11 protein-coding genes and 2 rRNA genes are annotated in these 23,864 nt (G+C 38.0%); 10 read left to right on the top strand and 3 right to left on the bottom strand.

Annotated elements, in window-relative coordinates:
* Window positions 1-115 precede the first annotated feature (115 nt).
* From B9O19_RS08425 to B9O19_RS08450, 6 genes are all read left to right on the top strand, one after another.
* A complete protein-coding gene (locus tag B9O19_RS08425) occupies window positions 116-1,330 on the top strand; it encodes an argininosuccinate synthase (protein ID WP_102366003.1) in 1,215 nt (404 codons plus the stop codon).
* A 47-nt stretch (window positions 1,331-1,377) separates the two neighbouring features.
* A complete protein-coding gene (gene argH, locus B9O19_RS08430) occupies window positions 1,378-2,745 on the top strand; it encodes an argininosuccinate lyase (RefSeq protein WP_102366004.1) in 1,368 nt (455 codons plus the stop codon).
* A gap of 35 nt (window positions 2,746-2,780) precedes the next feature.
* Window positions 2,781-3,434 carry a fructose-6-phosphate aldolase gene (gene fsa / locus B9O19_RS08435; protein ID WP_102366005.1) on the top strand — a complete coding sequence of 218 codons (654 nt, stop codon included), beginning with the start codon at window positions 2,781-2,783 and terminating at the stop codon, window positions 3,432-3,434.
* Window positions 3,435-4,316: 882 nt separating this feature from the next.
* Window positions 4,317-7,169: ribosomal RNA gene (locus tag B9O19_RS08440) — 23S ribosomal RNA — on the top strand.
* Window positions 7,170-7,302: 133 nt separating this feature from the next.
* Window positions 7,303-7,419: ribosomal RNA gene (rrf, locus tag B9O19_RS08445) — 5S ribosomal RNA — on the top strand.
* A 1,187-nt stretch (window positions 7,420-8,606) separates the two neighbouring features.
* Window positions 8,607-14,606 (top strand): pectinesterase family protein, encoded by a 6,000-nt coding sequence (locus B9O19_RS08450; RefSeq protein WP_102366006.1) that lies wholly within the window; start codon window positions 8,607-8,609, stop codon window positions 14,604-14,606.
* Between the two features lie 546 nt (window positions 14,607-15,152).
* Here the strand turns inward: B9O19_RS08450 and B9O19_RS08455 are convergent.
* Window positions 15,153-15,905: a class I SAM-dependent methyltransferase gene (locus tag B9O19_RS08455; protein ID WP_102366007.1), complete on the bottom strand. Its 753-nt coding sequence runs from the start codon at window positions 15,903-15,905 to the stop codon at window positions 15,153-15,155.
* Between the two features lie 233 nt (window positions 15,906-16,138).
* Between B9O19_RS08455 and B9O19_RS08460 the strand changes: the two genes are divergently transcribed.
* Window positions 16,139-16,975, top strand: a complete 837-nt coding sequence (locus tag B9O19_RS08460) for an undecaprenyl-diphosphate phosphatase (RefSeq protein WP_102366008.1) — start codon at window positions 16,139-16,141, stop codon at window positions 16,973-16,975.
* A 320-nt stretch (window positions 16,976-17,295) separates the two neighbouring features.
* Here the strand turns inward: B9O19_RS08460 and B9O19_RS11705 are convergent, their stop codons facing one another.
* Complete coding sequence (locus B9O19_RS11705; RefSeq protein WP_158648959.1) at window positions 17,296-18,060, bottom strand: sensor histidine kinase; 765 nt, start codon at window positions 18,058-18,060, stop codon at window positions 17,296-17,298.
* A gap of 527 nt (window positions 18,061-18,587) precedes the next feature.
* The gene (locus tag B9O19_RS08470; RefSeq protein ID WP_102366010.1) at window positions 18,588-19,277 is read right to left on the bottom strand and encodes a LytR/AlgR family response regulator transcription factor; all 690 of its coding nucleotides are present in this window, start codon (window positions 19,275-19,277) and stop codon (window positions 18,588-18,590) included.
* 333 nt (window positions 19,278-19,610) lie between these two features.
* On the opposite strand from B9O19_RS08470, the gene B9O19_RS08475 reads away from it, so the two are divergent.
* The 3 genes from B9O19_RS08475 to B9O19_RS08480 all read left to right on the top strand — a co-directional run bounded on the left by B9O19_RS08475 (window position 19,611) and on the right by B9O19_RS08480 (window position 23,855).
* Entirely contained in the window at window positions 19,611-20,219 is a 609-nt protein-coding gene (locus B9O19_RS08475; RefSeq protein ID WP_158648960.1) for an accessory gene regulator ArgB-like protein, read from the top strand.
* Window positions 20,220-20,241: 22 nt separating this feature from the next.
* Complete coding sequence (locus B9O19_RS11710) at window positions 20,242-20,403, top strand: hypothetical protein (protein ID WP_158648961.1); 162 nt, start codon at window positions 20,242-20,244, stop codon at window positions 20,401-20,403.
* A 374-nt stretch (window positions 20,404-20,777) separates the two neighbouring features.
* Window positions 20,778-23,855 (top strand): RCC1-like domain-containing protein, encoded by a 3,078-nt coding sequence (locus B9O19_RS08480; protein ID WP_102366012.1) that lies wholly within the window; start codon window positions 20,778-20,780, stop codon window positions 23,853-23,855.
* The last annotated feature ends 9 nt before the right edge of the window (window positions 23,856-23,864 follow it).

A 23,864-nucleotide genomic window follows, 5' to 3' on the forward strand; every position in this document is an offset into this window, starting at 1 on the left:
AATAAAAATATTCCAATTAATTATAAATTATTATTGCAAATGAATTTTATTTGTTATATAATATTCAGGAAGTATAGATATAAAGTAAATTAAGTAAATACTGGAGGTCTTTAAAATGGCAAAAGAAAAAGTGGTTCTGGCGTATTCCGGCGGACTTGACACTTCTATCATTATTCCGTGGCTTAAAGAGAATTATGATTATGATGTTATAGCCGTATGCGGTGATGTTGGTCAGGGGAAGGAAACTGACGGTCTTGAGGAAAGAGCAAAAAAAGCGGGCGCTTCAAAGCTCTATATCGAGGATTTGCGCGATGAGTACGTTTCAGATTTTATTTTTCCGACTTTGAAAGCCGGTGCAATATACGAGGGTAAGTACCTTTTGGGTACGTCTCACGCACGTCCGATTATTGCCAGAAGACTGGTTGAAATAGCGAAAGAAGAAGGCGCCGTTGCTATTTGTCACGGTGCAACCGGCAAGGGTAATGACCAGGTTCGTTTTGAGCTGACAATAAAAGCTTTGGCTCCTGAGCTTAAAATTATTGCTCCTTGGAGAATATGGGATATTAAGTCTCGTGAAGACGCTGTGGATTATGCTGAAGCGCATAATATAGATGTTCCTGTTACAAAGAAAGATTTATATTCAAGAGACAGAAATATTTGGCACATCAGCCATGAGGGTATGGATCTTGAGGATCCCGCAAACGAGCCTCAGCTTGACAGTCTTTTAAAACTGGGCGTATCGCCTGAAAAAGCTCCTGATAAGCCAACCTACGTAACTATAGGATTTGAACAGGGCGTTCCTGTTTCTGTTGACGGTAAAAAGATGGATCCCCGCCCATTGGTTGAAAAACTTAATGAACTTGGCGGAAAAAATGGTATAGGTATTGCGGATATTGTTGAAGACAGACTTGTCGGAATGAAATCCAGAGGAGTATACGAGACTCCGGGCGGAACAATTCTTTATGCCGCTATTCAGGAATTGGAATTTTTGTGTTTGGACAGGGATACTCAGGCATTTAAACGTCAGGCTGCAATTAAATTTGCAGAGCTGGTATATGACGGAAAATGGTATACACCTTTGAGAGAAGCTCTCTCAGCTATGGTTGATTCAATGGAAGAAACCGTTACCGGTGAAGTTAAATTGAAACTATATAAGGGCTGTGTTACGCCTGCCGGAACCAAATCTCCATATTCACTGTATAATGAGGATATTGCAAGTTTCGGAGATAGTCATGAGCTTTACAGCCATAAGGACAGCGAAGGATTTATAAATCTCTTTGGACTGCCGCTAAAGGTCAGAGCTATGATGAATAAGAAATTTAAGAAATAAGGTTAAAATAATTTGATTACTATAAACTGAAGTACAGGAGAAAGATTATGGCAAAATTATGGGGCGGACGTTTTTCAAAATCTACAGACACATTGGTTGACGATTTTAATTCATCAATACGTTTTGACGCCAGAATGTATGCTCAGGATATTAAAGGGAGTCAGGCTCATGCAGAAATGCTGGGTCGCCAAGGCATAATTCCCGAGGCTGACGCCGAGTTGATTGTTAAGACGCTTGATGAGATAAAAGCGGATATTGAAAATAATAAGGTAGAGTTTGAAATAGATGCCGAAGATATACATATGAATATTGAAACGATCTTGATTTCCAGAATAGGCGATGTGGGAAAACGTCTTCATACCGGAAGAAGCAGAAATGATCAGGTCGCATTGGATATACGTATGTATTTGCGTGATGAAATTGATGAAATACTTAGTGATATAGAAGACTTGAAGTCGGTTATACTTAATATTTCAGAGAAGCACCTTGAAACAGTAATGCCGGGTTACACCCATCTGCAAAAGGCTCAGCCTATAACATTTGCTCATCATCTTATGGCTTATTATGAAATGCTGAGAAGAGACAGCGAGCGTTTAACAGACTGCAGAAAGAGGTTAAACGTTATGCCTTTGGGAAGCGGTGCTTTAGCCGGAACAACATATGACCTGGACAGGGATTTTGTAGCAGAGAAGTTGGGATTTGATTCAGTTACACAAAACAGCTTAGACGGAGTGTCGGATAGGGATTTTGTGTTAGAGTTAGCTTTTGATTTGTCGACCGTTATGATGCATCTCAGCAGATTGTCTGAAGAGATTATTCTATGGAGTTCGCACGAATTTAAATTTATTGAATTGGATGATGCTTACAGCACAGGCTCCAGTATTATGCCTCAGAAGAAAAATCCTGATGTGGCTGAACTTGTGAGAGGAAAAACCGGCAGAGTATATGGCGACTTGATTGGATTATTTACTGTCATGAAAGGCATACCTCTTGCGTATAATAAGGACATGCAGGAAGATAAAGAACAGATTTTTGACGCGGTTGACACAATAAAAATGTGCTTGCCGGTATTTTCAAAAATGCTTGCAACTATGACTGTTAATAAAGATGCTATGCTGACCGGTGCAAAAGGCGGATTCACAAATGCGACTGATGTTGCTGATTATTTGGTTAAGCATGGTCTGCCGTTTAGGGATGCGCATGCTGTTGTTGGCAGAATGGTGGCTTATTGCATTGAAAAGGATAAAGTTATAGACTCGCTTACCATAGAAGAGTTTAAAAGTTTTTCAGCTTTGTTTGATGATGATATATATGAAGAAATATCCCTAACAGCCTGTGTGAATCAGAGAAAACTGACGGGCGGGCCCGCTGTTGAAACTGTGAGAGCGGTTATAGAAAAATATAAAAATAATTAAAATATAGCAGTTAACTGCAGGAAGAGGAGAAAACAATGAAAATTTTCGTTGATACAGCCAATGTTGATTACATAAGAGAAGTAAATGATATGGGCGTAATTTGTGGTGTTACTACAAATCCGTCTCTTATAGCAAAAGAAGGGAAAAATTTTATTGATGTTGTAAAAGAGATTACAACCATAGTTGACGGTCCTATAAGCGCTGAGGTTATAAGCCTTGATACAGAAGGAATGGTCAAAGAAGCTGAAGAGCTCGTTAAGACAATTAACAATAAAAATTTAGTTATAAAAATTCCTATGACTCCGGCAGGTTTGGGCGCGGTTAAACAACTTACTGCAAAGGGAATAAAGACAAATGTAACTTTAATTTTCTCGGCTGCACAGGCTCTTCTTGCAGCAAGAGCGGGAGCCACATATGTTAGTCCGTTCCTCGGCAGACTTGATGATGTGGGACAGACAGGAATGACTTTGATTGAGGAAATTGTTGAAATATTTGATATCCATGCAATTGATACAGAGATTATTGCCGCAAGCATCAGAACACCTATTCATGCAATTGAAGCGGCAAGATGCGGAGCGCACATTGCTACAATACCGTATCCGGTAATAATGCAGATGACTAAACATCCTTTGACAGATATAGGAATAGACAGATTCTTAAAAGACTGGGAGACAGTTCCTAAAGATTAATAATATTTAAAGGTGTTTATCAAAACGGCGCTTTCATTTAATGGAAGCGCTGTTTTGTGTTAAATAGGTGTAAAAGTGAAATGACATAAAACGTCATATATAATCAAAATGGGAATAAATATGCAAAATATCCAAAGAAGTGATAAATAATAGGTTAAGTATTTGTAAAAAGTTAAGGGTAAAAAAGGATTGACAAGAAGGGTAAGAATATGATAAGATAATAAAGCTTTCGGTTGAGGCAAGAAAAGCTGAAAGATAGAATACTGTGAGAGTAAAAAAGGAACCGGAGAAGGCAAAAAGGCCGGCTGAAACTTAAGGGACAAAAAAGAACAGAAAAAATAAAAAAAGTTCAAAAAAAGNTCTCAAAAGACTTTTTCACTATTTGTTTTTCAACCATCTGAGAAGATAGGTTGAGAAGATGTTTGAAAATTGAATAAAGAGAAGAGTAAGGAGTAATGATTAGAAATAATTATGAAAGATACTTTGACGTAGTATATGATACAGGTCATATATTACGGAAAAATGATGAGTATTTATGAAAATAGATACAAGATCAGGTTTTTTCAGAAAGAACGCGCGTATGAAGAGATTCATACAAGGGTAACTGGGAATGCAGCGACTAGAGATAGGAGCTGTAAAAAAACTATTCTAAGAAAGTATTAACAAAACTTACTCACATGATTAAAATTAATCGAAAGATTAATCGCTAAGGAGAACTAAATAGCGACCGTGAAATAGTAATATTTCACTACAAAGCGGAGCAAACAAGAGTTGAAACTCAGTACTCCCGCAAAACTTGTTTTGTGGGAAGAGGAGGAGCAACGAAGCGGTGAAGATTTACGGCGAAGCCGTAAACGGAACAGCGAAGTTTGCGACGACGAAGGTCAAGCGAAGAAGAGCACATGGAGAATGCCTTGGCATTAGGAGCCGAAGAAGGACGTGACAAGCTGCGATAAGCTGCGGGAAGGTGCAAATGACTATAGATCCGCAGATTTCCGAATGGGGAAACCCGGCAAAGCAATACTTTGTCAGCATATACTGAATAAATAGGTATATGTGGGGAGACCCGCTGAACTGAAACATCTAAGTAGGCGGAGGAAGAGAAATCAAAAGAGATTTTCTGAGTAGCGGCGAGCGAAAGGGAAAGAGGCCAAACCGATGGTAGTAATACTGTCGGGGTTGAGGACTGCGAAACGCATTCGGAGTTGATAGTAGAATTGACTGGGAAGTCAAGCCAAAGAGGGTAAGAGCCCCGTAAACGAAATTGACGAAGAGCGAGCAGGATCCAGAGTACTGCCGGACACGAGAAACCCGGTGGGAAGCAGGGTAGACCACTATCCAAGCCTAAATACTACCTAATGACCGATAGAGAAGCAGTACCGTGAGGGAAAGGTGAAAAGAACCCCGGGAGGGGAGTGAAAGAGAACCTGAAACCGTGTGCTTACAAGCAGTCGGAGCACGTTAAAGTGTGACGGCGTACTTTTTGTAGAACGGTCCGGCGAGTGTATGTATGTAGCAAGGTTAAGAGCTTAAGGTTCGAAGCCGCAGGGAGACCGAGTCTGAATAGGGCGAAAGAGTTGCATGTATACGACCCGAAACCGAGTGACCTACCCATGGACAGGTTGAAGCTAGAGTAAAATCTGGTGGAGGACCGAACCCACGTATGTTGAAAAATGCGGGGATGAGCTGTGGGTAGCGGAGAAATTCCAATCGAACTCGGATATAGCTGGTTCTCCCCGAAATAGCTTTAGGGCTAGCCTCGGATTAGTTTAGCGGAGGTAAAGCACTGAATGGGCTAGGGGGCGTATAGCTTACTGAACCCTATCAAACTCAGAATGCCGCAAAAATGATGTCCGGGAGTCAGACTACGGGAGATAAGTTTCGTGGTCGAAAGGGAAACAGCCCAGACCCACAGCTAAGGTCCCAAAATAGGTTTAAGTGGAAAAGGATGTCTAGTTGCAGAGACAACTAGGACGTTGGCTTAGAAGCAGCCATACATTTAAAGAGTGCGTAATAGCTCACTAGTCGAGTGAATAGGCGCCGAAAATTTAACGGGGCTAAAACCTATACCGAAGCTTGGGAATGTAACTTAGGTTACATTGGTAGGGGAGCATTCTATTATAGGGAGAAGCATGACCGGAAGGACATGTGGACGAGATAGAAGAGAGAATGCCGGAATGAGTAGCGAGAATTATGTGAGAATCATAATGGTCGAAAACCTAAGGTTTCTTGAGGAAGGTTCGTCCGCTCAAGGTAAGCCGGGAGCTAAGGCGAGGCCGAAAGGCGTAGTCGATGCACATACGGTAGAAATTCCGTAGCCACCGAAATTGTTAAGCACAGGGACGCAGGAACATAATCCAACCGCACCGATGGTCGAGTGCGGCGAAAGGGAGCGAAAATTAAGTAGCGAAGTGGATGATTGTACACTGACGAGAAAAGCTGTGTGTATTGATGAGGTGCCCGTACCGTAAACCGACACAGGTGGGTGAGGAGAGAATCCTAAGACCAGCGGGAGAAGTGTTGTTAAGGAACTCGGCAAATTGACCCCGTAACTTCGGGAAAAGGGGTGCCTGCTAGCGCAGGCCGCAGAGAATAGGCCCAAGCGACTGTTTAGCAAAAACACAGGTCTCTGCTAAATCGAAAGATGAAGTATAGGGGCTGACGCCTGCCCGGTGCCGGAAGGTTAAGAGGAGGACTTAGCGCAAGCGAAGGTCTGAATTGAAGCCCCGGTAAACGGCGGCCGTAACTATAACGGTCCTAAGGTAGCGAAATTCCTTGTCAGGTAAGTTCTGACCCGCACGAATGGCGTAACGATTTGGGCACTGTCTCAACAACACACCCGGTGAAATTGTAGTACCGGTGAAGATGCCGGTTACCCGCGACTAGACGGAAAGACCCCATGGAGCTTTACTGTAACTTGATATTGGATTTTGGTATTGCATGTACAGGATAGGTGGGAGACAGAGAAGCACAGACGCCAGTTTGTGTGGAGTCAATGTTGGGATACCACTCTTGTGATACTGGAATTCTAACCTGCGGCCGTGAAACCGGTCGGGGGACAATGTCTGGTGGACAGTTTGACTGGGGCGGTCGCCTCCTAAAGAGTAACGGAGGCGTTCAAAGGTTAGCTCAGTACGGTCAGAAATCGTACGAAGAGTGCAAACGCAAAAGCAAGCCTAACTGCGAGACGAACAGGTCGAGCAGTAACGAAAGTTGGAGTTAGTGATCCGGCGGTAAGAGAGTGGAATTGCCGTCGCTCAACGGATAAAAGCTACCCTGGGGATAACAGGCTGATCTCCCCCAAGAGTCCATATCGACGGGGAGGTTTGGCACCTCGATGTCGGCTCATCGCATCCTGGAGCTGGAGTCGGTTCCAAGGGTTGGGCTGTTCGCCCATTAAAGCGGTACGCGAGCTGGGTTCAGAACGTCGCGAGACAGTTCGGTCCCTATCTGTCGCGGGCGCAGGAAATTTGAAGGGAGCTGTCCTTAGTACGAGAGGACCGGGATGGACGTACCACTGGTGTACCAGTTGTCTTGCCAAAGGCACGGCTGGGTAGCTAAGTACGGAAGGAATAAACGCTGAAGGCATCTAAGCGTGAAGTCCCCCCTAAGATAAGATTTCCCATTCTTTAAAAGAAGTAAGACCCCACGTAGACTATGTGGTTGATAGGTCGGAGGTGTAAGTGTGGTAACACATTAAGCTGACCGATACTAATAGGTCGAGGGCTTGACCTAAAAGACATAGGAAGTAAGGCGAGAGTTTTATGAACTATGTTGTGAGTAAGAAAGCTTCTTACTTTCTCTTTTCAATTGAAAAACATAATATATTAGTTTGTATAACATACACTTTTAAAAAAGTGTAGTCATATTTGGTGGCAATAGCGAGAAGGTCACACCTGTACCCATACCGAACACAGAAGTTAAGCTTCTCAGCGCTGAAAATACTTGGCGGGTGACTGCCCGGGAACATAAGACGCTGCCAAAACATATCAGAGCACTTGAACGAAAGTTCAGGTGCTTTTTTTATGCTCGAACAAATAATATATTGAATTGCTGTCTCTGCATCTGAATGATGTGTGTTATGAGATACCAATAAATTGTTAAGCTGTGATGGATAGTGACCGCACTTAAAAAGTGTGTATAATGAAACTAGCTTGTTATATCAAAACTGCAATATCAATTGTGGCTGTACTTTTGTTTAATTTATGATGGAATTAAATCATATATTTATGAACGGTTTTAAAATATGTATTTGTATGAAGTATGATATGTGCGAAATATTTGTATAACTTTTGTGAGACATAAATTATGATATTTGTATATTGAACACTGCGTGTTCAGATGATGGCTCACCTAACGCGGCGCATAAATGCGCCCTTCCGATGTTCGCAAACACACTTTTTTTTACTCTATTATTTATATATATTGATTAGCTTTATTTTGGTTTTAAGTAATATAGAATTTTATTACTATATAATATACTTTTGTTTATTCAGGTAACAAGAAACTAATATTAATACCAAAATCATTAATTTTAAAAGTAATGTTATGTGAACTTCGGCAGGGCAAACGCAGGTTGCCGCGTTAGGTGAGCTATTATCTGAACACGCAGTGTTCAATATGCAAATATCATAATTTATGTCTCACAAAAGTTATACAAATACGCATATATATTGTACTTAATAAAAATATCATAATCTATATGAAATAATTCATATATTTGAATTATTTATCTTAGTGTAGCTTTATATGTAATTAGTTATTTATTATATAGGATAGCAGGTTTATAAGGTGGAATATATATCATGTAAAACTCATTAGTTTTATGAATATATACTTTGTTTTTCAAATATATACTTTACTTTATTTCTTAAAACAATTAGTTTAGTTTGCATTCTTCTTATATAAATCATATAAAAAAGATGTTTATTTTATTATATCATTATTCAGACAGAGATTTTACTTTTATAAATTATTGAAAAATAAAAAATGTTTATTATTTTTTATTTTTTTGCTTCATTCTATATATTAAAAACGAATGAATATTATTTGAATATATACTCAATTCTATTAATTTGTACTGGACCTATAAAAATATTCTTAATCTGGACCTAAAAATATTTACTTGTTTGGTATATAATAAAATAAAAAATATTGTTGGGAGGAAAGAAAATGTTTAAGAGATTAGGAGCTTTAGTTATGTCTGTTATGATGTTAGGCAGTTCGATGGCTGCCGCGGCAGCTGCTGATGTCAACCTTGAAGGATATCCTTCTCAAAAAGGATATGACCCGGAAACTGTAATGTGGACTGACAATCCGATTGAAAATGTATTGGCGGAGACCGGAATTTACGGTAATGCTGCCGAAGTTAATCCAAATGCAGATTCTAAAAGTAATGTGAGTATGCAGAATCCTTATGCAGCTAATGGCGATAAGTTTACGGGCTGGGCATATTCTGAATTCTGCTGGACAAATTCGTATCCGATAGGAAACGGTCGCATGGCGGGTATGGTTGCAGGAGGAATTGATAAAGAAGTTATTCAAATCAACGAAGATACTTGTTGGGATGGGTCACCGTATGGAACTCTAAAAGATGAAAACGGAAACACACTTACGAAAATTTCTCAGACTGCCAATGCAGAAAAAATAAGCGTTGAGAATCCGACCAGCGGAAGTATTAAGGATGACTGGAAGTATTTCCGCGGTGCGAATGCAGATGGTACTCCGGCGGAAATCGGTTCAGCTGTCGCTATTGTTGGTGATGAGACTTTTAGAACAAAGTTCCCCGATTTTGCTAATAAAAGTATTTCATATCAGTCACTGAATATAGATAATTCAAAAGAGCAACAGGCTGTTCAGGACAGATGGAGTATGGAAAGAATGGTTGAGGAGACTTTCTTAGGAAGTCCAAACAGACAAAGAGCATATAAATCATTTGTTGAGGTTTATCTTGATTTTGGACAGCACCATGAACAGGCTGAAAATTATGTTAAGCGTCTTGACATGAAGACAGGCGTAGTTACTGTTGAGTATGATTATCACGGTGAGCATTATAAACGTGAATCTTTTGCAAGTTACCCTGACCAGGTTGTTGCAACTCATGTTGAGTCAACTGAAGAATTAAATTTCTTAGCTGAGTTACATACATATCATAATCAAAAAACTGATTACTATAAGTATGAAAAAATCAGTGACAATGAAGTTAAATTGACTGCTTCTGTTTATAATGGAAGCAAAGACGACAATGAACCAGGAACTGTAAACGCAATCAGATTTGAAGCTCACATGTTTTTAGACGGAGATAAGGACACAAGGTTTGCAGTTGCAAAAGATAATACTTCCGTTTCAGTAGTGGGGGGAAACAGCGCCGATATATATGTTGTCGGAGCTACAAATTATGTTGATTATTTAAATCTTGACAATACAAAGCCGGGTAAAGATTGTGACAAATATTCAGCAAATGTTAAGAAGAGAACATATTCAGAGATAAAAGCAAGACATATCGCTGACTTTAAAGAACAGTTTGACAAAACCGATCTTACTATTCAGAACGATACTGAATACGCAGATGAATATAGTAATACACCTACAGAAAAGCGTATTCGTAAAGATATAGATGGTAAGTCGGGATTTTTGACCGGAGCTGACTCAAGTCTGGAAAAAGCTAATGCAAACGGTGTTTATTCAACTTATTCGGAAGGTGATAATCAGCTGGCAACACTTGATTTTAACTATGGAAAGTATTTGATTATCAGCGGCTCGAGAGCAGGAAGAGAAGCTACCGGCAGTGACGAGATAGATATACCTGAGAGCCAGCCGCTTAATCTGACAGGTAAATGGAATGCTGCGCTTTCAGCTTCCTGGAATGGAAAGTATACAATTAATATAAATACAGAGATGAATTATTGGGCCGCCCAGCCTCTTGGACTTGATGTGTGCGAACAGCCGCTTATAGATACGTTTGACGACTTGGCTCAGAGCGGAAGTATAACGGCTGCATATCAGTATGGCATTACAAATGACAGGGGAGACGACCAGTACAAGCCTGGTGATCCGTGGGTAATGCATCATAATTATGACCTTTGGAGAGGCACACAGCCTATTGACAATGCAACGGCAGGTCTTTGGCCGACAGGTGGTGTTTGGCTGCTTGACCATGCTTGGCAGTATTATAATTTCAATAAAGATACTGAGTATTTAGCAGAAGTATATCCTTATATGGTTGGAGCTGCTAAGTTCTTTACACAGTTTTTGGTTGTAGACCCCAAGACAGGGTACTTAGTAACAGCGGCTTCATGCTCGCCTGAGCAGGGCGGAGTTCAACCGGGACCGGCAATGGATACACAGCTTGTCAGAAACCTCTATGATATGGTACAGAAAGCGTCAGAAATACTTGGAAAGACAAGTGAAAACGCAGAGCTTCTTGCAAAGATTAATGAGCAGATGCCTTCATCATATTTAGCTGATGAAAAAGGAAAAATTGCTCCAAATATTATTGACGATGCAGGTCTGATAAGAGAATGGGTACGCGGAGACGTGAGCTTTGATATTTCAAGCGGAAATGCAACATGGCAGGTTATAAATCCGTTTACAAATGAGAAAACAGGTGTTTATGATCATACTGCCAGCAATAATGGTAGTCACAGACATTGCTCAAATTTATGGGAAATGTATCCTGGAACGCATTTGAGCGCGTATAGTGAAAATGAAAATGAGCAAAAGATTTTTAAAGCTTTTCAGGATTCTACAACAGCACGTGGAGCCGGTTCTGGTCAGGGCTGGGGAGTAGCATGGAGAATATCTCTTAATGCAAGAGCTCTTTACGGCGACACATCGTCTAAGATGCTTGAACAGTTATTTACAACAAGAACATCACCGAATCTCTTTGACCAGCATCCGAATTTCCAAATAGACGGAAACTATGGTATTACCGCAGGTGTTATAGAAATGCTTATCCAAAGTCATGACGGAACTATAAATCTGCTTCCGGCAATTCCTGAAAGATGGAAGACAGGTTCTTTCAAAGGATTTAATACCCGCGAAGGCGCAACCGTAGATTTGAAGTGGGATAACAATGTTCCAAGAGAGGCAGTTATACACGCTAAAGAGAATAAGGAAATGAAAATTAGAAGCGAGTATGCTGCAAATGCTGAGATATTTGACGCAAATGGAAATAAGGTAGAAGCTAAACTCAGCAGTGATAATACTTTATTGTCATTTACAGCTGCCGAAGGTCAGGATTATACAATAAAGAATTTTGGAAATGAACTGAATCCAACATCTGTTCCTGAGCCAACAGAACAGCCGATTAAAGGAAGCCCGGTTCCGAGTAATACTCCTGTACCAACACTTGCGCCTAATGTTCCGCATGTTTATGATATAAATGCGTCTTATTATGAGAATGATAAGTTATGTGTTGATGTTACATATAATGGAACAGAGTCAGAGCCTAAAGCAAAGGTTTTGATTGGTACATATGATTCTCAGAATCAAGAGGAATTAATAAATTCAAGTGAATATGATATAACCGGCTCAAATAGATATGAATTTGATTACGCTAAGCCTCAGGATGGTCAATTTGTAAAGATATATGTTTGGGACGGAACAAATTCAATTACACCTTTAAGCGGTGTTGGAACAATAGGTGAAAAGCCTGTTCCGACTATAGAGCCGACAAACGCTCCAACTGATAAGCCTGTACCTACAACTGACCCGGCAAGAACCATTACGGTTGATGGTTCAAAAGAATCTGAACCTGCTGCCGGAACTTATAAGACAATTAGAGAAGCGGTTGCTGCAGTTTCTGCTAATCCGCCGTCAAATGAGGAATCAAGAATTTATATAAATGTTGTTCCCGGAACATATCGTGAACAGGTAGTTATAAATGTTCCTTATATAACATTACAGAAACAGCCTAATTCTCAGGGAGAAGTTAAGCTTACATGGTACTATGGAACTAATACTTTGTATGACAGCTGTGATGAGAGCGGATATTACAATCCTGATGTAATTGACGGAGGGGTTACCAAAAACGCTCCTAAGGATTGGGGTCCGGCCTTAGTGGTAAAAGAAAACGGCGACAATTTTGCTTGTGAAGGTTTGTATCTCGAAAACTCGTTTAATGAGTATTACACTCAGGAGGAGTTGAACGAATATATGGCTCCTGCCGAAGGTTCATTTGACAGAGGAGCATGGCTTAATGAACAGCTGAATAACGGTGTAGATGACGAAACAATAAACGGCTGGATTCAGTCGCGTTCACCTATAATTAAGGATACAAAGCCGAGTTTGAGAGAAAGAGCAGCCGCAATAAATACTAAGGCTGACAGAATAGTATTTAAAAATTGTACCATTATGTCTAAGCAGGATACTATGGGAATAAACAATGACAGAATTTATTTTGAAAATTGTAAAATAGGCGGAACTGTTGATTATATCTGCGGAAGTGCGACGGCAGTATTCAATAATTGTGAGTTATATTGGAATGCCGGACCAATAAAGGAAACTTCTAAATCCACAGACACAGATTCGGGATATATTACGGCGCCAAGCCAGTCAACACAAAAAGGTTATGTATTCTATAATTGTAAGGTAACGGGCTCTGAAACTGCAACTGCAGGAGCATTTGGCAGACCGTGGAATCCAAATGGAGAAGCGATATATATTAACACTAAAATTGGCACAAGCTCACGACCGGGATACAATGCAAAGTCGTTGATAAGTGAATCCGGGTGGGCAACAATGAGTGATAATCCGCCGGAGAATGCAAGATTTGGAGAGTTTGGCTCAACTGACATAAAGGGTTATCCTATACAAATTTCAGGAGATTTAAGACAGAGTAAATTACTGGACGAGTGGACAATGCTTGAATATAATCCTTATAGTTATACATGCGGTACTGACGGTTGGGATCCGTCAGGGACAGCTGAGGATTATAAATCTGTAAACAGCGTTGCTGAAGCAACTAACGTTGAAATTCCGGAAGGAACGAGCACAGAGGTTGTGCTCCCGTCTGCTCCAAACGGTTATGAATTTAGCTGGGCATCTGAGTCTGAATATGCTGTAGTAAGTGAAGACGGAACAAAGATTATTGTTACGAGACCGGCCAGCGGTGAGAAACCAATAGAAACCGAAATAATTTTGTATGTTAGAAATGCTGACGCGAATGCTATTGGAACAAAAGCGGTTATACCTGTAACAATTAATCCGACAACAGATAAAGAAAATGTGTTTGAAGTAAACGGTACTGTAACAAGTACGAGCGGAGCGCCTGAAACAGATATTCCTATCAGCGTTAAGCTCTATAAGGGCAAGGCAGTGATTAAGACAGCTTCTGCAATAATAAAGGCGGGAACAACTTCGGCGTCATATAAGGCTGAAGGTATACCTGTTGGTGATTATAAGCTGGTTATAGATGCCGAAAGCTCTGATTATAAGGTTACAGTCCCTGCAGACGGCACGGTAGAAATATCGGGGGCAAAAGGAGATATTAAAATGGTTGATTCAAGCGTTGGAAAATTGACCCATACCGTTTTAAATATTACTACTGACCCAACAGCCATAGGAAGCGGAGCTTCAGTTGTTAATAATAATGGTTCATATACAGTTTCAAGCCCAAGCGGAACTTCTGACGGCGCATACTGGAATCTTTCCAAGTTAGCAGAGGGAGTAAAAACGAGTGATTCGGTTACTGTTTCATATACTGTGACATTCTCTGCCGATAAGCCTTATAAGCAGGATGATATGGGATGTATGATTGATGTTCTTTCGGGAATACCGGGAACTTTAAATAAGAATGCTAATCCTATACGCATAAACAGAGTTAACATGGGTCGTTGGGATCAGATGAATATGCTCGACTTTGCCCAGGCGTCAAGAAGCGGTTCACAGGATACCGAGCATCAATGGCTAAAATGTGCCGGAGAAGGTATAGCTAAGAACTCATATAAGCCACAGTCGGTAAAAGTAGTTACAGACTTTAAAAACCGTGTTATGACAGCCTCTGCTAAGGTTACAGAGGCGGCAAGCTGGAATGACTATACGTTTACCGGATTCCCTGAAGAAGCTGATGTTGACCGAGAGAATATGTGTCTCGCAGTATATCCGGGAAGCGCAGGTGCAAATAATTATGTCATCAGTGATATAACAGTTGAGTTTACAGAATTTAAGTAAGAAGATATTAAATATTTCTTCAATAAAAATTAACGGATTTTGATTCTTTTATATTTATTAGAAAGCGCAGCGAAAGCTGCGCTTTCTTACTGTCGGTAAAGTTTGAAGCGTTTAGAGATATGTGCAAAAGCCAATGTTTTAATCCGCGCGTCCGTGGGCGGATAAGAACGCATTGTGGTCCCAGGAGTTGTTTTCAAAACATTTTCCTTTCCTCAGCAGTTTTTCTAACAGATGATAATTTGAGGGAGCTGCACATTTTGCACAATTTTTCGAAACTGCTTATCAATATACTAAAAGCTCGGCTTTAGCCGAGCTTTATATCAAAATATTAAAAATGATAGGCGAAAGCTAGATGTGCACACCAGTAATATAAAATAAAGGTTAAGCAGAGGTGGAAAGCTATCTATTTAAGCAGCGATAAAAGTTATTTGTCTAAAGAGTGATGTGGATTTTTTGTTTTAATATCTCCTGCTAATAATATAAAATTGTTAAGCTATAAAAACATTAGGCTGATTAGTTTAACCAATTTTTTTTGTTATTCAAATCTCATATTTCACCTGCGTATGATTTTGTTTCATTTGGCATAGTAAGAAATCCGTTTTTTTGGTATTTATCAAACAAGTTTTCAAGCGCTGATATATATGCTTCGTAATTCGGTGAATCCTCAGAAATCATATATGAGGCAGATTTTAATCTTTGTATAAATTTTTCCTTAGTAAATTTAAGATCATTTTGGAATACTTTCTTTTTATACTTAGTATCAAAGAAGTTTGAAACAGCCGAATCCATATTTTTTATACCGCCGCTGAATCCGGTAAATCCGGGACAATATTTTTGACATATTTCCGCATTTTCTTTTATCATTTTATTGGATGAAACTCTGGAATTCCAGACCAGTATTACCTTTCCGCCGGGTTTTAAGATTCTTTTGCATTCAGCTTTGAATTTTTTATGGTCAAACCAATGAAACGCCTGACCTACTGTTATATAGTTTACAGAATAGTCTTCAAGAGCAGTGTTTTCCGCGCTTCCTTTAACGGAGTTAAATCTTTCATTTCCTCCAAGCAGTTTTTCAGCCGTATTTCTCATATCATCGTTTGGTTCTACAGCTATAACTGTGCAGCCTATATCCAGTAATTGGGATGATAAAATGCCGGTTCCGGAACCAATATCTGCAACGATGGATTCTAGACCCAATCCTGCCGAGTTTTTTAGATACTGAATAAATTGTTCAGCGTATTTAGGTCGTGAAGAGGCGTAGACAGAAGACTTGCCGGTGAATTTATTTGTATTGTCCATATTCATCCTCCTTAATCCTTTTTAACTTCTGCTATTATATCATTAGATATATTGAATTTCAATTACCAAGATAGATTCATTAAAATCAAAAATATGAAAAGTTTCTAAAAAATTAGTTAAGTTTCTAAAAAACTATTGCTATAATTTGGGTTGGCGTATATAATATAATTCTGAGCGTCATATACATTTAAAAGGCGCAATATTTAATTGAAATTTAAAGGAGGATTTTGCTCGTGGGTTTAGGTTTTATAGAAATACTTAAGACGATATTGCTGGGCATTGTTGAAGGGGTCACAGAATGGCTTCCGATAAGCAGTACCGGACATATGATACTGTTTGATGAATTCATTCATTTAAATGTAACTCCTGAGTTTAAAGAAATATTTTTGGTTGTTATACAGCTCGGCGCGATTCTTGCGGTCGTGGTAATGTTTTGGAAAACTATTTTCCCATTTCATTTTAAAGGCGGCTTTGGAGTAGATAAAGAGAAGATAATAATGTGGCTTAAAATTTTGGTAGCGTCTATTCCTGCCGGGATTATAGGTATCCTGTTTGACGATTATTTTAACGCTTGGTTCTATAATTACTGGACTGTTGCAATAATGCTTATCGTATTCGGTATTCTATTTATATGGATAGAAAATGCGCATAAGAATAAGCTTCCGAAAGTGAATGATATTTCTGAAATTACATATAAAGCCGCGTTTATAATAGGAGTATTCCAGCTTATTGCGGCAGTATTTCCGGGGACTTCACGCTCAGGCGCAACGATAATAGGTGCCCTTCTTTTGGGCATCTCAAGAACAACCGCCGCTGAGTTTACTTTCTTCCTGGCTATACCGGCCATGTTCGGAGGAAGCGCAATAAAGCTTGCAAAATTCGGGATGGCATTTACCTCAAGCGAAATTATAATTCTGATTTTAGGAATGGCGGTTGCGTTTGTGGTATCAATGCTGTCAATAAAATTCCTTATGAATTATGTTAAAAAACATGACTTTAAAGTGTTTGGCTGGTATCGTATAGTTTTAGGCGCTCTTGTGATTGCATACTTTTTGTTCTTTGGCGCTTGATTATGTTTTGGTATTGTTATAAAATAATTAGATATGAAAGTGAGATATAAAAAAGACCTCGCTGTGTATTGAGCTAACTCTCAAAAGTTAGATTTTTGGTCTAACTTTTGGAAGATCGGTTCATACAGCGGGTCTTTTTTTAGTGGTAAGATGTTTTTAATATGTTGTAATATAGCCATATTCTCGTTCTATATAATGTTCTCCGCATTACATGACGAGTGTCTTCGGATATATGACAATTTTAGTCTTCGGTACCAAATTTTAAGCTGATGAGCCAAATTATTCTTTGGAACCAAATTTCATGTTATTATAATACTTTTTTAATTTTCTTCACTGTCTGAGAGTTTCTGAGGTATAGAAATGAAAACTATTACATTGTCATTTTCGTTTGAATATTTTATAATACCATTCATGTCTTTGACAGCTTTCTTAACGCTTTTTATGCCATAACCGTGCTCAGAAGAATTTTCTTTGTCGGTTTTACAGTTGTCAGGGTCAAATAACAGACCTTTGACAGTTGAATTTTTAACTATAAATTTTATCATTCCGGCGTCGCTGTGTATGTGAAGAGAAACTTCTTTTGCTTCGGATTTATCAGCGGCTTCAATTGCGTTATCAAGAATATTAAAAAGTATTGTAGTGATGTTTGAAGAACTTACAGTTATATCGTGTCCAAGTTCCATATCTATCTTAAAGTTGATATTCTTTAATTTTGCCTTTTTAATTTCTATGTTTATGATAGAATCTATGGTTTGATTTTGGGTATATACTACAAAGGTATCAGAATAGTTTTTGTTTTTGATATCTGAAAGATGAGTTAAAGCGGTGTCTGTATCTCCATTTTTAACCAGCGAATATACAATATCCAAATGTTTGCGTATATCATGTTTTAAACGTCGAATTTCTTTTTCATTTTCTTTGAGTAGAGTATAGTTCTTGTTGTAATGCTCTATAGTTTTTTGAGCAATGCCATACTTTAATTGCGCAGAATAGGTTTCAAACAAATCAAATATGGCGACATTGATATACACAAGACCTATGTATGGTATAACTAACAGTGCATAGTTGGTAAATTGTGATTTCATCAATATAGCGTCAATAATAACAACAATTAATATAGTTACTAAAGGACAAAGTATAATTAGTATCCAATACTTAATAGGAAGATTGCGTTGTTTTTTAATAAACACTTTAATCATTGGAAAAGCCAAACACAGCGTTAGTATTGTTGTAGAGCATGCAGCTAATATTAGTGAAAAGTCGGTATTTAATATATCTGAATATGTATCATCAAATAGTTGAGATAATATAAGCAGTGTAGCCGTTTGCGAAATTATATAACAAACGTAATATATTACTACTACAGCTATTTTTTTAGTTGCTTTATCCTCAAATGAGAAAAAACAGAATGTTGTATAACAAATTATTGAAATTATTAAATTAGCGTTACTATTTAAATGAAATGTTGAAGTAAAACACAATATTAAAAATGGTATAAGTGCCCCCAAAAAAGATAAAACAGAAAACTTTTTGAATTTAAAAGCATAGTTAAAAATAATAGTTAAGGCTATAAATTCAATAATAACTATAGATATATCAAGTATAAGGCTCATTATAACATTCCCTCTTTAACACTATATTTAAAATATTGGTTCTCAAAATCTTCTCTATATGATTTACCTATTGGTACAACTTCTTTGTTTATCATAACAGCCTGCGTTTTTGAAACAGAGAATATATTTTTTAGGTTAATAGCAAATCCTTTATGTACACGAACGATATAATCGCAGTCTAATGTGTCAAACAAATCAGAAAAAGTTGAACGTATAGTAAAATCTTTATCTAGCAAATGTATACATAAACTATTATGACACGATTCAATATATACAATATCATTTAAAAGAATATTGTAATGTATTCCATTATTAACTATCTGCACTTTATTATTGTTTTTAAAGTATTCATTTATAATTATCTCTATTTCATTGCTTAATTCTTCGATAGTTGCTGTTTTAAGTATGTATCTGTCAATTCCATATTTGTAACCGTTGACAGCGTAACCGTCATAATGAGTATACGCAACAACTATACAGTTCTTTGAACGTGTTTTTAAAATCCTTGTAGCATTAAGACCGTCTAATCCTTCAACTTCTATATCAACTAAAGCAATATCAAATACTTGGCTGCAATTTAAAAAATCATCTGCTGTAGAGCAGACTGTTAAACTTACATTATATTTGCTTAATACTATGCGTAATTTGTCAATATATATATTTTCATCTTCATAAATTAAAACATTCATAAATGCTCTCCTAACTTCATAAAATATTATATATCACACATGCGAAAGTGTCAACCAATGTAAAAAGTCATAAATGTGGATAATTCTTTAAACGTTATGAAAAAACTATTTTATGATAATTCAAATATCGACAAAATTAAAAATTTGTGGAAAATGAATAAATGAGTGAAAATAATTTTGGTAAAATTTACCAGGAAAGTTGTTGCCGAAAATTCATTTATACCATAAAATAAGTTTACGTCCCAGTATATTGATTTTAATATGCCGATACTTTATAATTTAATTAGAGAAAAATGTTGAAAAAAGTTACCCGCAGAAATGGGAGGAAGCAAATTGATAGAAAGCATTTCTAAAAGACTGACAAATTTTTTTGTAAGAAATGGTTTAATCAAAGAATATGACAGTGAAATATATTCTTACGGCTTTGAAATGTTTGTTTCCGAAATAATAAGCTGGCTGATTATAATACCTATAGCAATTATATCAGGTGAATTTTTAGAAAGTATGGCCTTCGTATTCAGTTTTATTATTTTCAGAACATTTGGCGGTGGTTATCATGCAAACACCCATTATGGATGTATTATTAGTTTTACTTTTATATATTTGATAGGGTTATTTGTTGGTAAAACTATTTCAACCGGTATTTCTTTTTACTTAATAGGGGCGTGCCTAACAGCAGCGGGGATTTTGCTTTGGATATTTGCTCCTATAGACCATAAGAACAAACCGTTTGACGAAAATGATTTTAAGCGTCTTCGCAAAAAAACAAGGCTGCTATACTTAATTTATTTGGCAGTTGTTATACTTTTATTAAGTATTTTCCCATCAGTTAAGTTTGTTGTTAAGCTTTGTGCATTTGGAAGTATGGGGTTGTTTATGGTATCTATGTCGGTCATGATTCAATTCTTTGTGAGAAAAAAAGAAAAAGTTAATTCAATATAAATTTAAAAAGGAGAGAAAAATCATGAATAAGTTAAAACAATTTATGTACCGATTTGGTGGAACTATCTGCGCTATTGCGGCTTTCATGGCTGTATATACAGATGGAAGATGTGGTTGGAAAATATATCAGCCAAAGGCACCAGCAAATTTGCGGGAGTTTGCTGAGAGACAAAGAAACAATTAGTATTGTTTAGAATCTACCGGAAATAGGTTCAAAATTAATGCGATAAAGTTTCTGTTTGGTGATGTATATAATGCTGATATTGAGTTTACCGGAAATAAATTCAAGTTCAGTAAACTAGGATTTTTATGTTTGCTATAATAACAGTTAAACATATTAATACTAAATGAGCTCAAATATATTAATTGTGTTTTCAAGTTATATTATGATATATGAGTCAAAATTTTAAATATAAGTTTATTGTATAAGGTTTAGGTAGTAAGAATGAAAACACAAAATATATTTTAATTAGGACTGTGGCAGATGTTATTTTTTACATCGTTACAGTCCTAATTTTTTTATTTTAAATTTTTATAGCAAAGGGAGAGTATTGTGGTATGGGACAAAATCAAAAATTGCTGAGTATAGCGCTTATTATAGCTATATTAGCGGGAATGGTAAATTTCGTATATGTGTTTGCCGAGAATGAAGGACAAGCAGAGAGTGGCTCACAAGCGTCAACAGGTGGATTTGAAATCAGCGTTAATGAATCTAAAGATTTTGATGAAAATGCAGATATTGAAGATTTTGATAATTTAGGGGAAAAACCGACAGAAGCTCCGACAGAAAATACTAGTAAAGATTTTTCAACTGAGGATGTTCAACCATCGGCGGTTCCTTCTCCAAAAGTATCAGAAGTTACAGAGCAAGATGAAACTTTAATAACTAATAACATTCAAGAATCTAACCAAAATGAACAGGGGTCTGTTTTGGTGCTTAATTCTGTTGTCCGGTATTCTGTTGTGAGCGGTTTAAACCACAGTTTGCGTATAAGCGACGGAAAGGTTCAGGCATATGGTGACAACACCTGCGGACAGCTTGGAACCGGGAATAATGAGCCGACAAATGATTTTGTTGATGTGACGGGTGCTTGGGGAGATAAAACTGTTGCACAGGTTGAAACAAGGGGAAATACTTCATATGCGCTGACTTCTGACGGATATTTATATGCCTGGGGAGACAATTCAAAAGGACAATTTGGAAACGGAACAAATGTAAGCAGTAATCTGCCTGTTCTTGCAGCCGTTGGAATGGAAGGCAGCATTAAAAAGATTTCTGCAGGGCTTGAACATGCTGTTATTGAAAACAGCGAGAATGGCACAAAAATATATGCGTTTGGGGATAATAGTTACGGTCAGCTTGGCTCCGGAACTGACAGTTCTAATTCTTTAGTACCAATACTTGTTACAGATTTTTCAGAACTATCTGAAGTGGGAGATTACCAGACATACTACAGCGGTACAGACAGTGAGATAATCGGCTGCGGAAAAAATGATAAAGGTCAGCTTGGAAGTTCAGTGGACGCAGAGGGAAATATGATTTGCTTTACCAAAATTTCAGCGGGTAAAGACCATGTTGTTGGAATAGGAATAAATGGAAAGATGTATGTTTGGGGTGACAACAGTTTGGGTCAGCTTGGTGTTAATCTGCAGAGCGGCGGAACATATTCCCAATATCCAATTAATACCGGTATAGATGTAACGGATGTTGAAGCCGGAAATAATATGACGCTGTATATCTCAAACGGTAAAGTGTATTTGGACGGAACAAATGATATTGGAGTTCAAATGTGGCCAAAAGAAATAAATTTGCCTGCTGACTGTGCTTCAATTGCCTTAGGAAGCAATAGCTATGCGTATCAAAGTGACGGAACTTTTTGGCACTGGGGATATATGAGTGAATATAACGTTGGCACCGGAGACAGTGTAAATCCAATAATGAGTGAGTATAAATACGATATTGTGGATATTGACTCATACAGGGCGCAAACCTTAGCTATAGATACGGCAGGGAGCATAGTCGCATGGGGTGAAGGATATTATCCTGATGAAACCGGGAGTATGAGTAAAGTATCGTATCCTTATAATGTTGATGAAAAATGTGAAATCAAAAATGCGGTAAGTGTTTCCAGAGGAAAAAACCATAATCTAGTGCTTGATGAAAACGGAGACGTTTGGTGTTGGGGAAGCAACTCAAATTATCCTATGGGTTCACTTGACGGAAAAGTTAAGATAATAAAAAAATTGCCTGGTATTACTGATGTTAAACAGATTAAAGGCGGCACAGAGTTCAGTCTGTTTATTAAGAATGATGGAACGTTATGGGGCGTTGGCAAAAATGATAAAGGTCAGTTGGGTATATCTCCGGAGGAACTTAATAATACTGATATTCCAATACAAATCACGGATAAAGCCGACTTTAAGTATGTGACCGCATGTGAAAATTCTGTAATCGCTATTGCGGATGATGGCGTGTATTCTTGGGGCGGCAATTCTAAGGGTCAGTTGGGAGACGGTACATTCTCGGATAACCCGTCGCCGAAAAAACTGAACATTAGTCTTGAAGATGGTGAATACATAAAGGATGTAAAAACAGGACCGCAGCATTGTATTGCTTTAACAAGTATGGGCAATGTATACGCCTGGGGCAATAACGGCGTAGGGCAGTTGGGAATAGGAAACAAAGATAATAAATCAACTGCAGTAAAGGTTAATTTGTCAGATGTAAAATATGTAAATGCAGGGTTTTATCAGAGCTACGCAATAAAGTCGGACGGAACTGTTTGGGGCTGGGGAAGCGGAGCAAATCATCAGCTTGGTACTGTGTCCGTTGGTACATGCAGGGTTCCGACACAAATTACAAGTTTGAATGGTTTAAATATTGAGAAGATTGTCGGTTCTGACGGATTTACAATTGCGGTTGATAAGTATGGAAGGATGTACTCGTTTGGCTCAAATGCAGTTGGGGGATTGGGTGTATATTCACAGACACCTGAAATAGTTGCTGAGGATTATTATGCTGAAGATTTGAGAGAGCTAAATAAATATATGAAAGATATTCCGCAGAACCTGACTGAAAACATACAGCTGCCGGTCATGATGCAGAATGGAATGCAAGTATCCTGGACAAGCAGCAATGCTTTTTATCTTTCAGAACAGGGAAGCGTGCGAAGACCAAACAGTTATGCAAAAGATGAAAAGGTAACGCTGACCGCTCTTGTTTCCTACGGAGAAGTAATAAGAGAGCTTAAATATGATTTCTGCGTTTTAAAAAAGGAGGAGGGACAGCCGGGAGATAAAACGTTGAAAACTCAGACCTTAAATATTGAAAAAGGAAAAAAATACATAATTAATATCACCGCTAAAAATGCTACTCAAATAAGCGGAACTGAGTTTGAGTTTGAGTATGATGGAAGTCGTTTTGAAATGGTGGATGCAATATCACGATCGAAAACATTCGAAACGCTTAGCGGAGCTGTATATGGTGATATAAAAATCACGTATGCCGGACCGGGAATCATAAAATTTGAGACAACAAAACAAATACCGGCCGGCAGGCAGTTCACAGGATTTGTAAACGGAATAGTCTTAAAAGCCAAAGAAACCTGCGAAACTGTTTGTTCATTGTTATATTAGGAGGGGCGG

This window comes from Monoglobus pectinilyticus, from assembly GCF_002874775.1.
Classification (GTDB): domain Bacteria; phylum Bacillota; class Clostridia; order Monoglobales; family Monoglobaceae; genus Monoglobus; species Monoglobus pectinilyticus.

Coding starts and splice junctions, on each gene's coding strand:
- B9O19_RS08480 (WP_102366012.1), top strand. CDS start 20,778: ATGGGACAAAATCAAAAATTGCTGAGTATAGCGCTTATTATAGCTATA.
- B9O19_RS08450 (WP_102366006.1), top strand. CDS start 8,607: ATGTTTAAGAGATTAGGAGCTTTAGTTATGTCTGTTATGATGTTAGGC.
- B9O19_RS11705 (WP_158648959.1), bottom strand. CDS start 18,060: ATGAAATCACAATTTACCAACTATGCACTGTTAGTTATACCATACATA.
- B9O19_RS08455 (WP_102366007.1), bottom strand. CDS start 15,905: ATGGACAATACAAATAAATTCACCGGCAAGTCTTCTGTCTACGCCTCT.
- B9O19_RS08470 (WP_102366010.1), bottom strand. CDS start 19,277: ATGAATGTTTTAATTTATGAAGATGAAAATATATATATTGACAAATTA.
- B9O19_RS08425 (WP_102366003.1), top strand. CDS start 116: ATGGCAAAAGAAAAAGTGGTTCTGGCGTATTCCGGCGGACTTGACACT.
- B9O19_RS11710 (WP_158648961.1), top strand. CDS start 20,242: ATGAATAAGTTAAAACAATTTATGTACCGATTTGGTGGAACTATCTGC.
- fsa (WP_102366005.1), top strand. CDS start 2,781: ATGAAAATTTTCGTTGATACAGCCAATGTTGATTACATAAGAGAAGTA.
- argH (WP_102366004.1), top strand. CDS start 1,378: ATGGCAAAATTATGGGGCGGACGTTTTTCAAAATCTACAGACACATTG.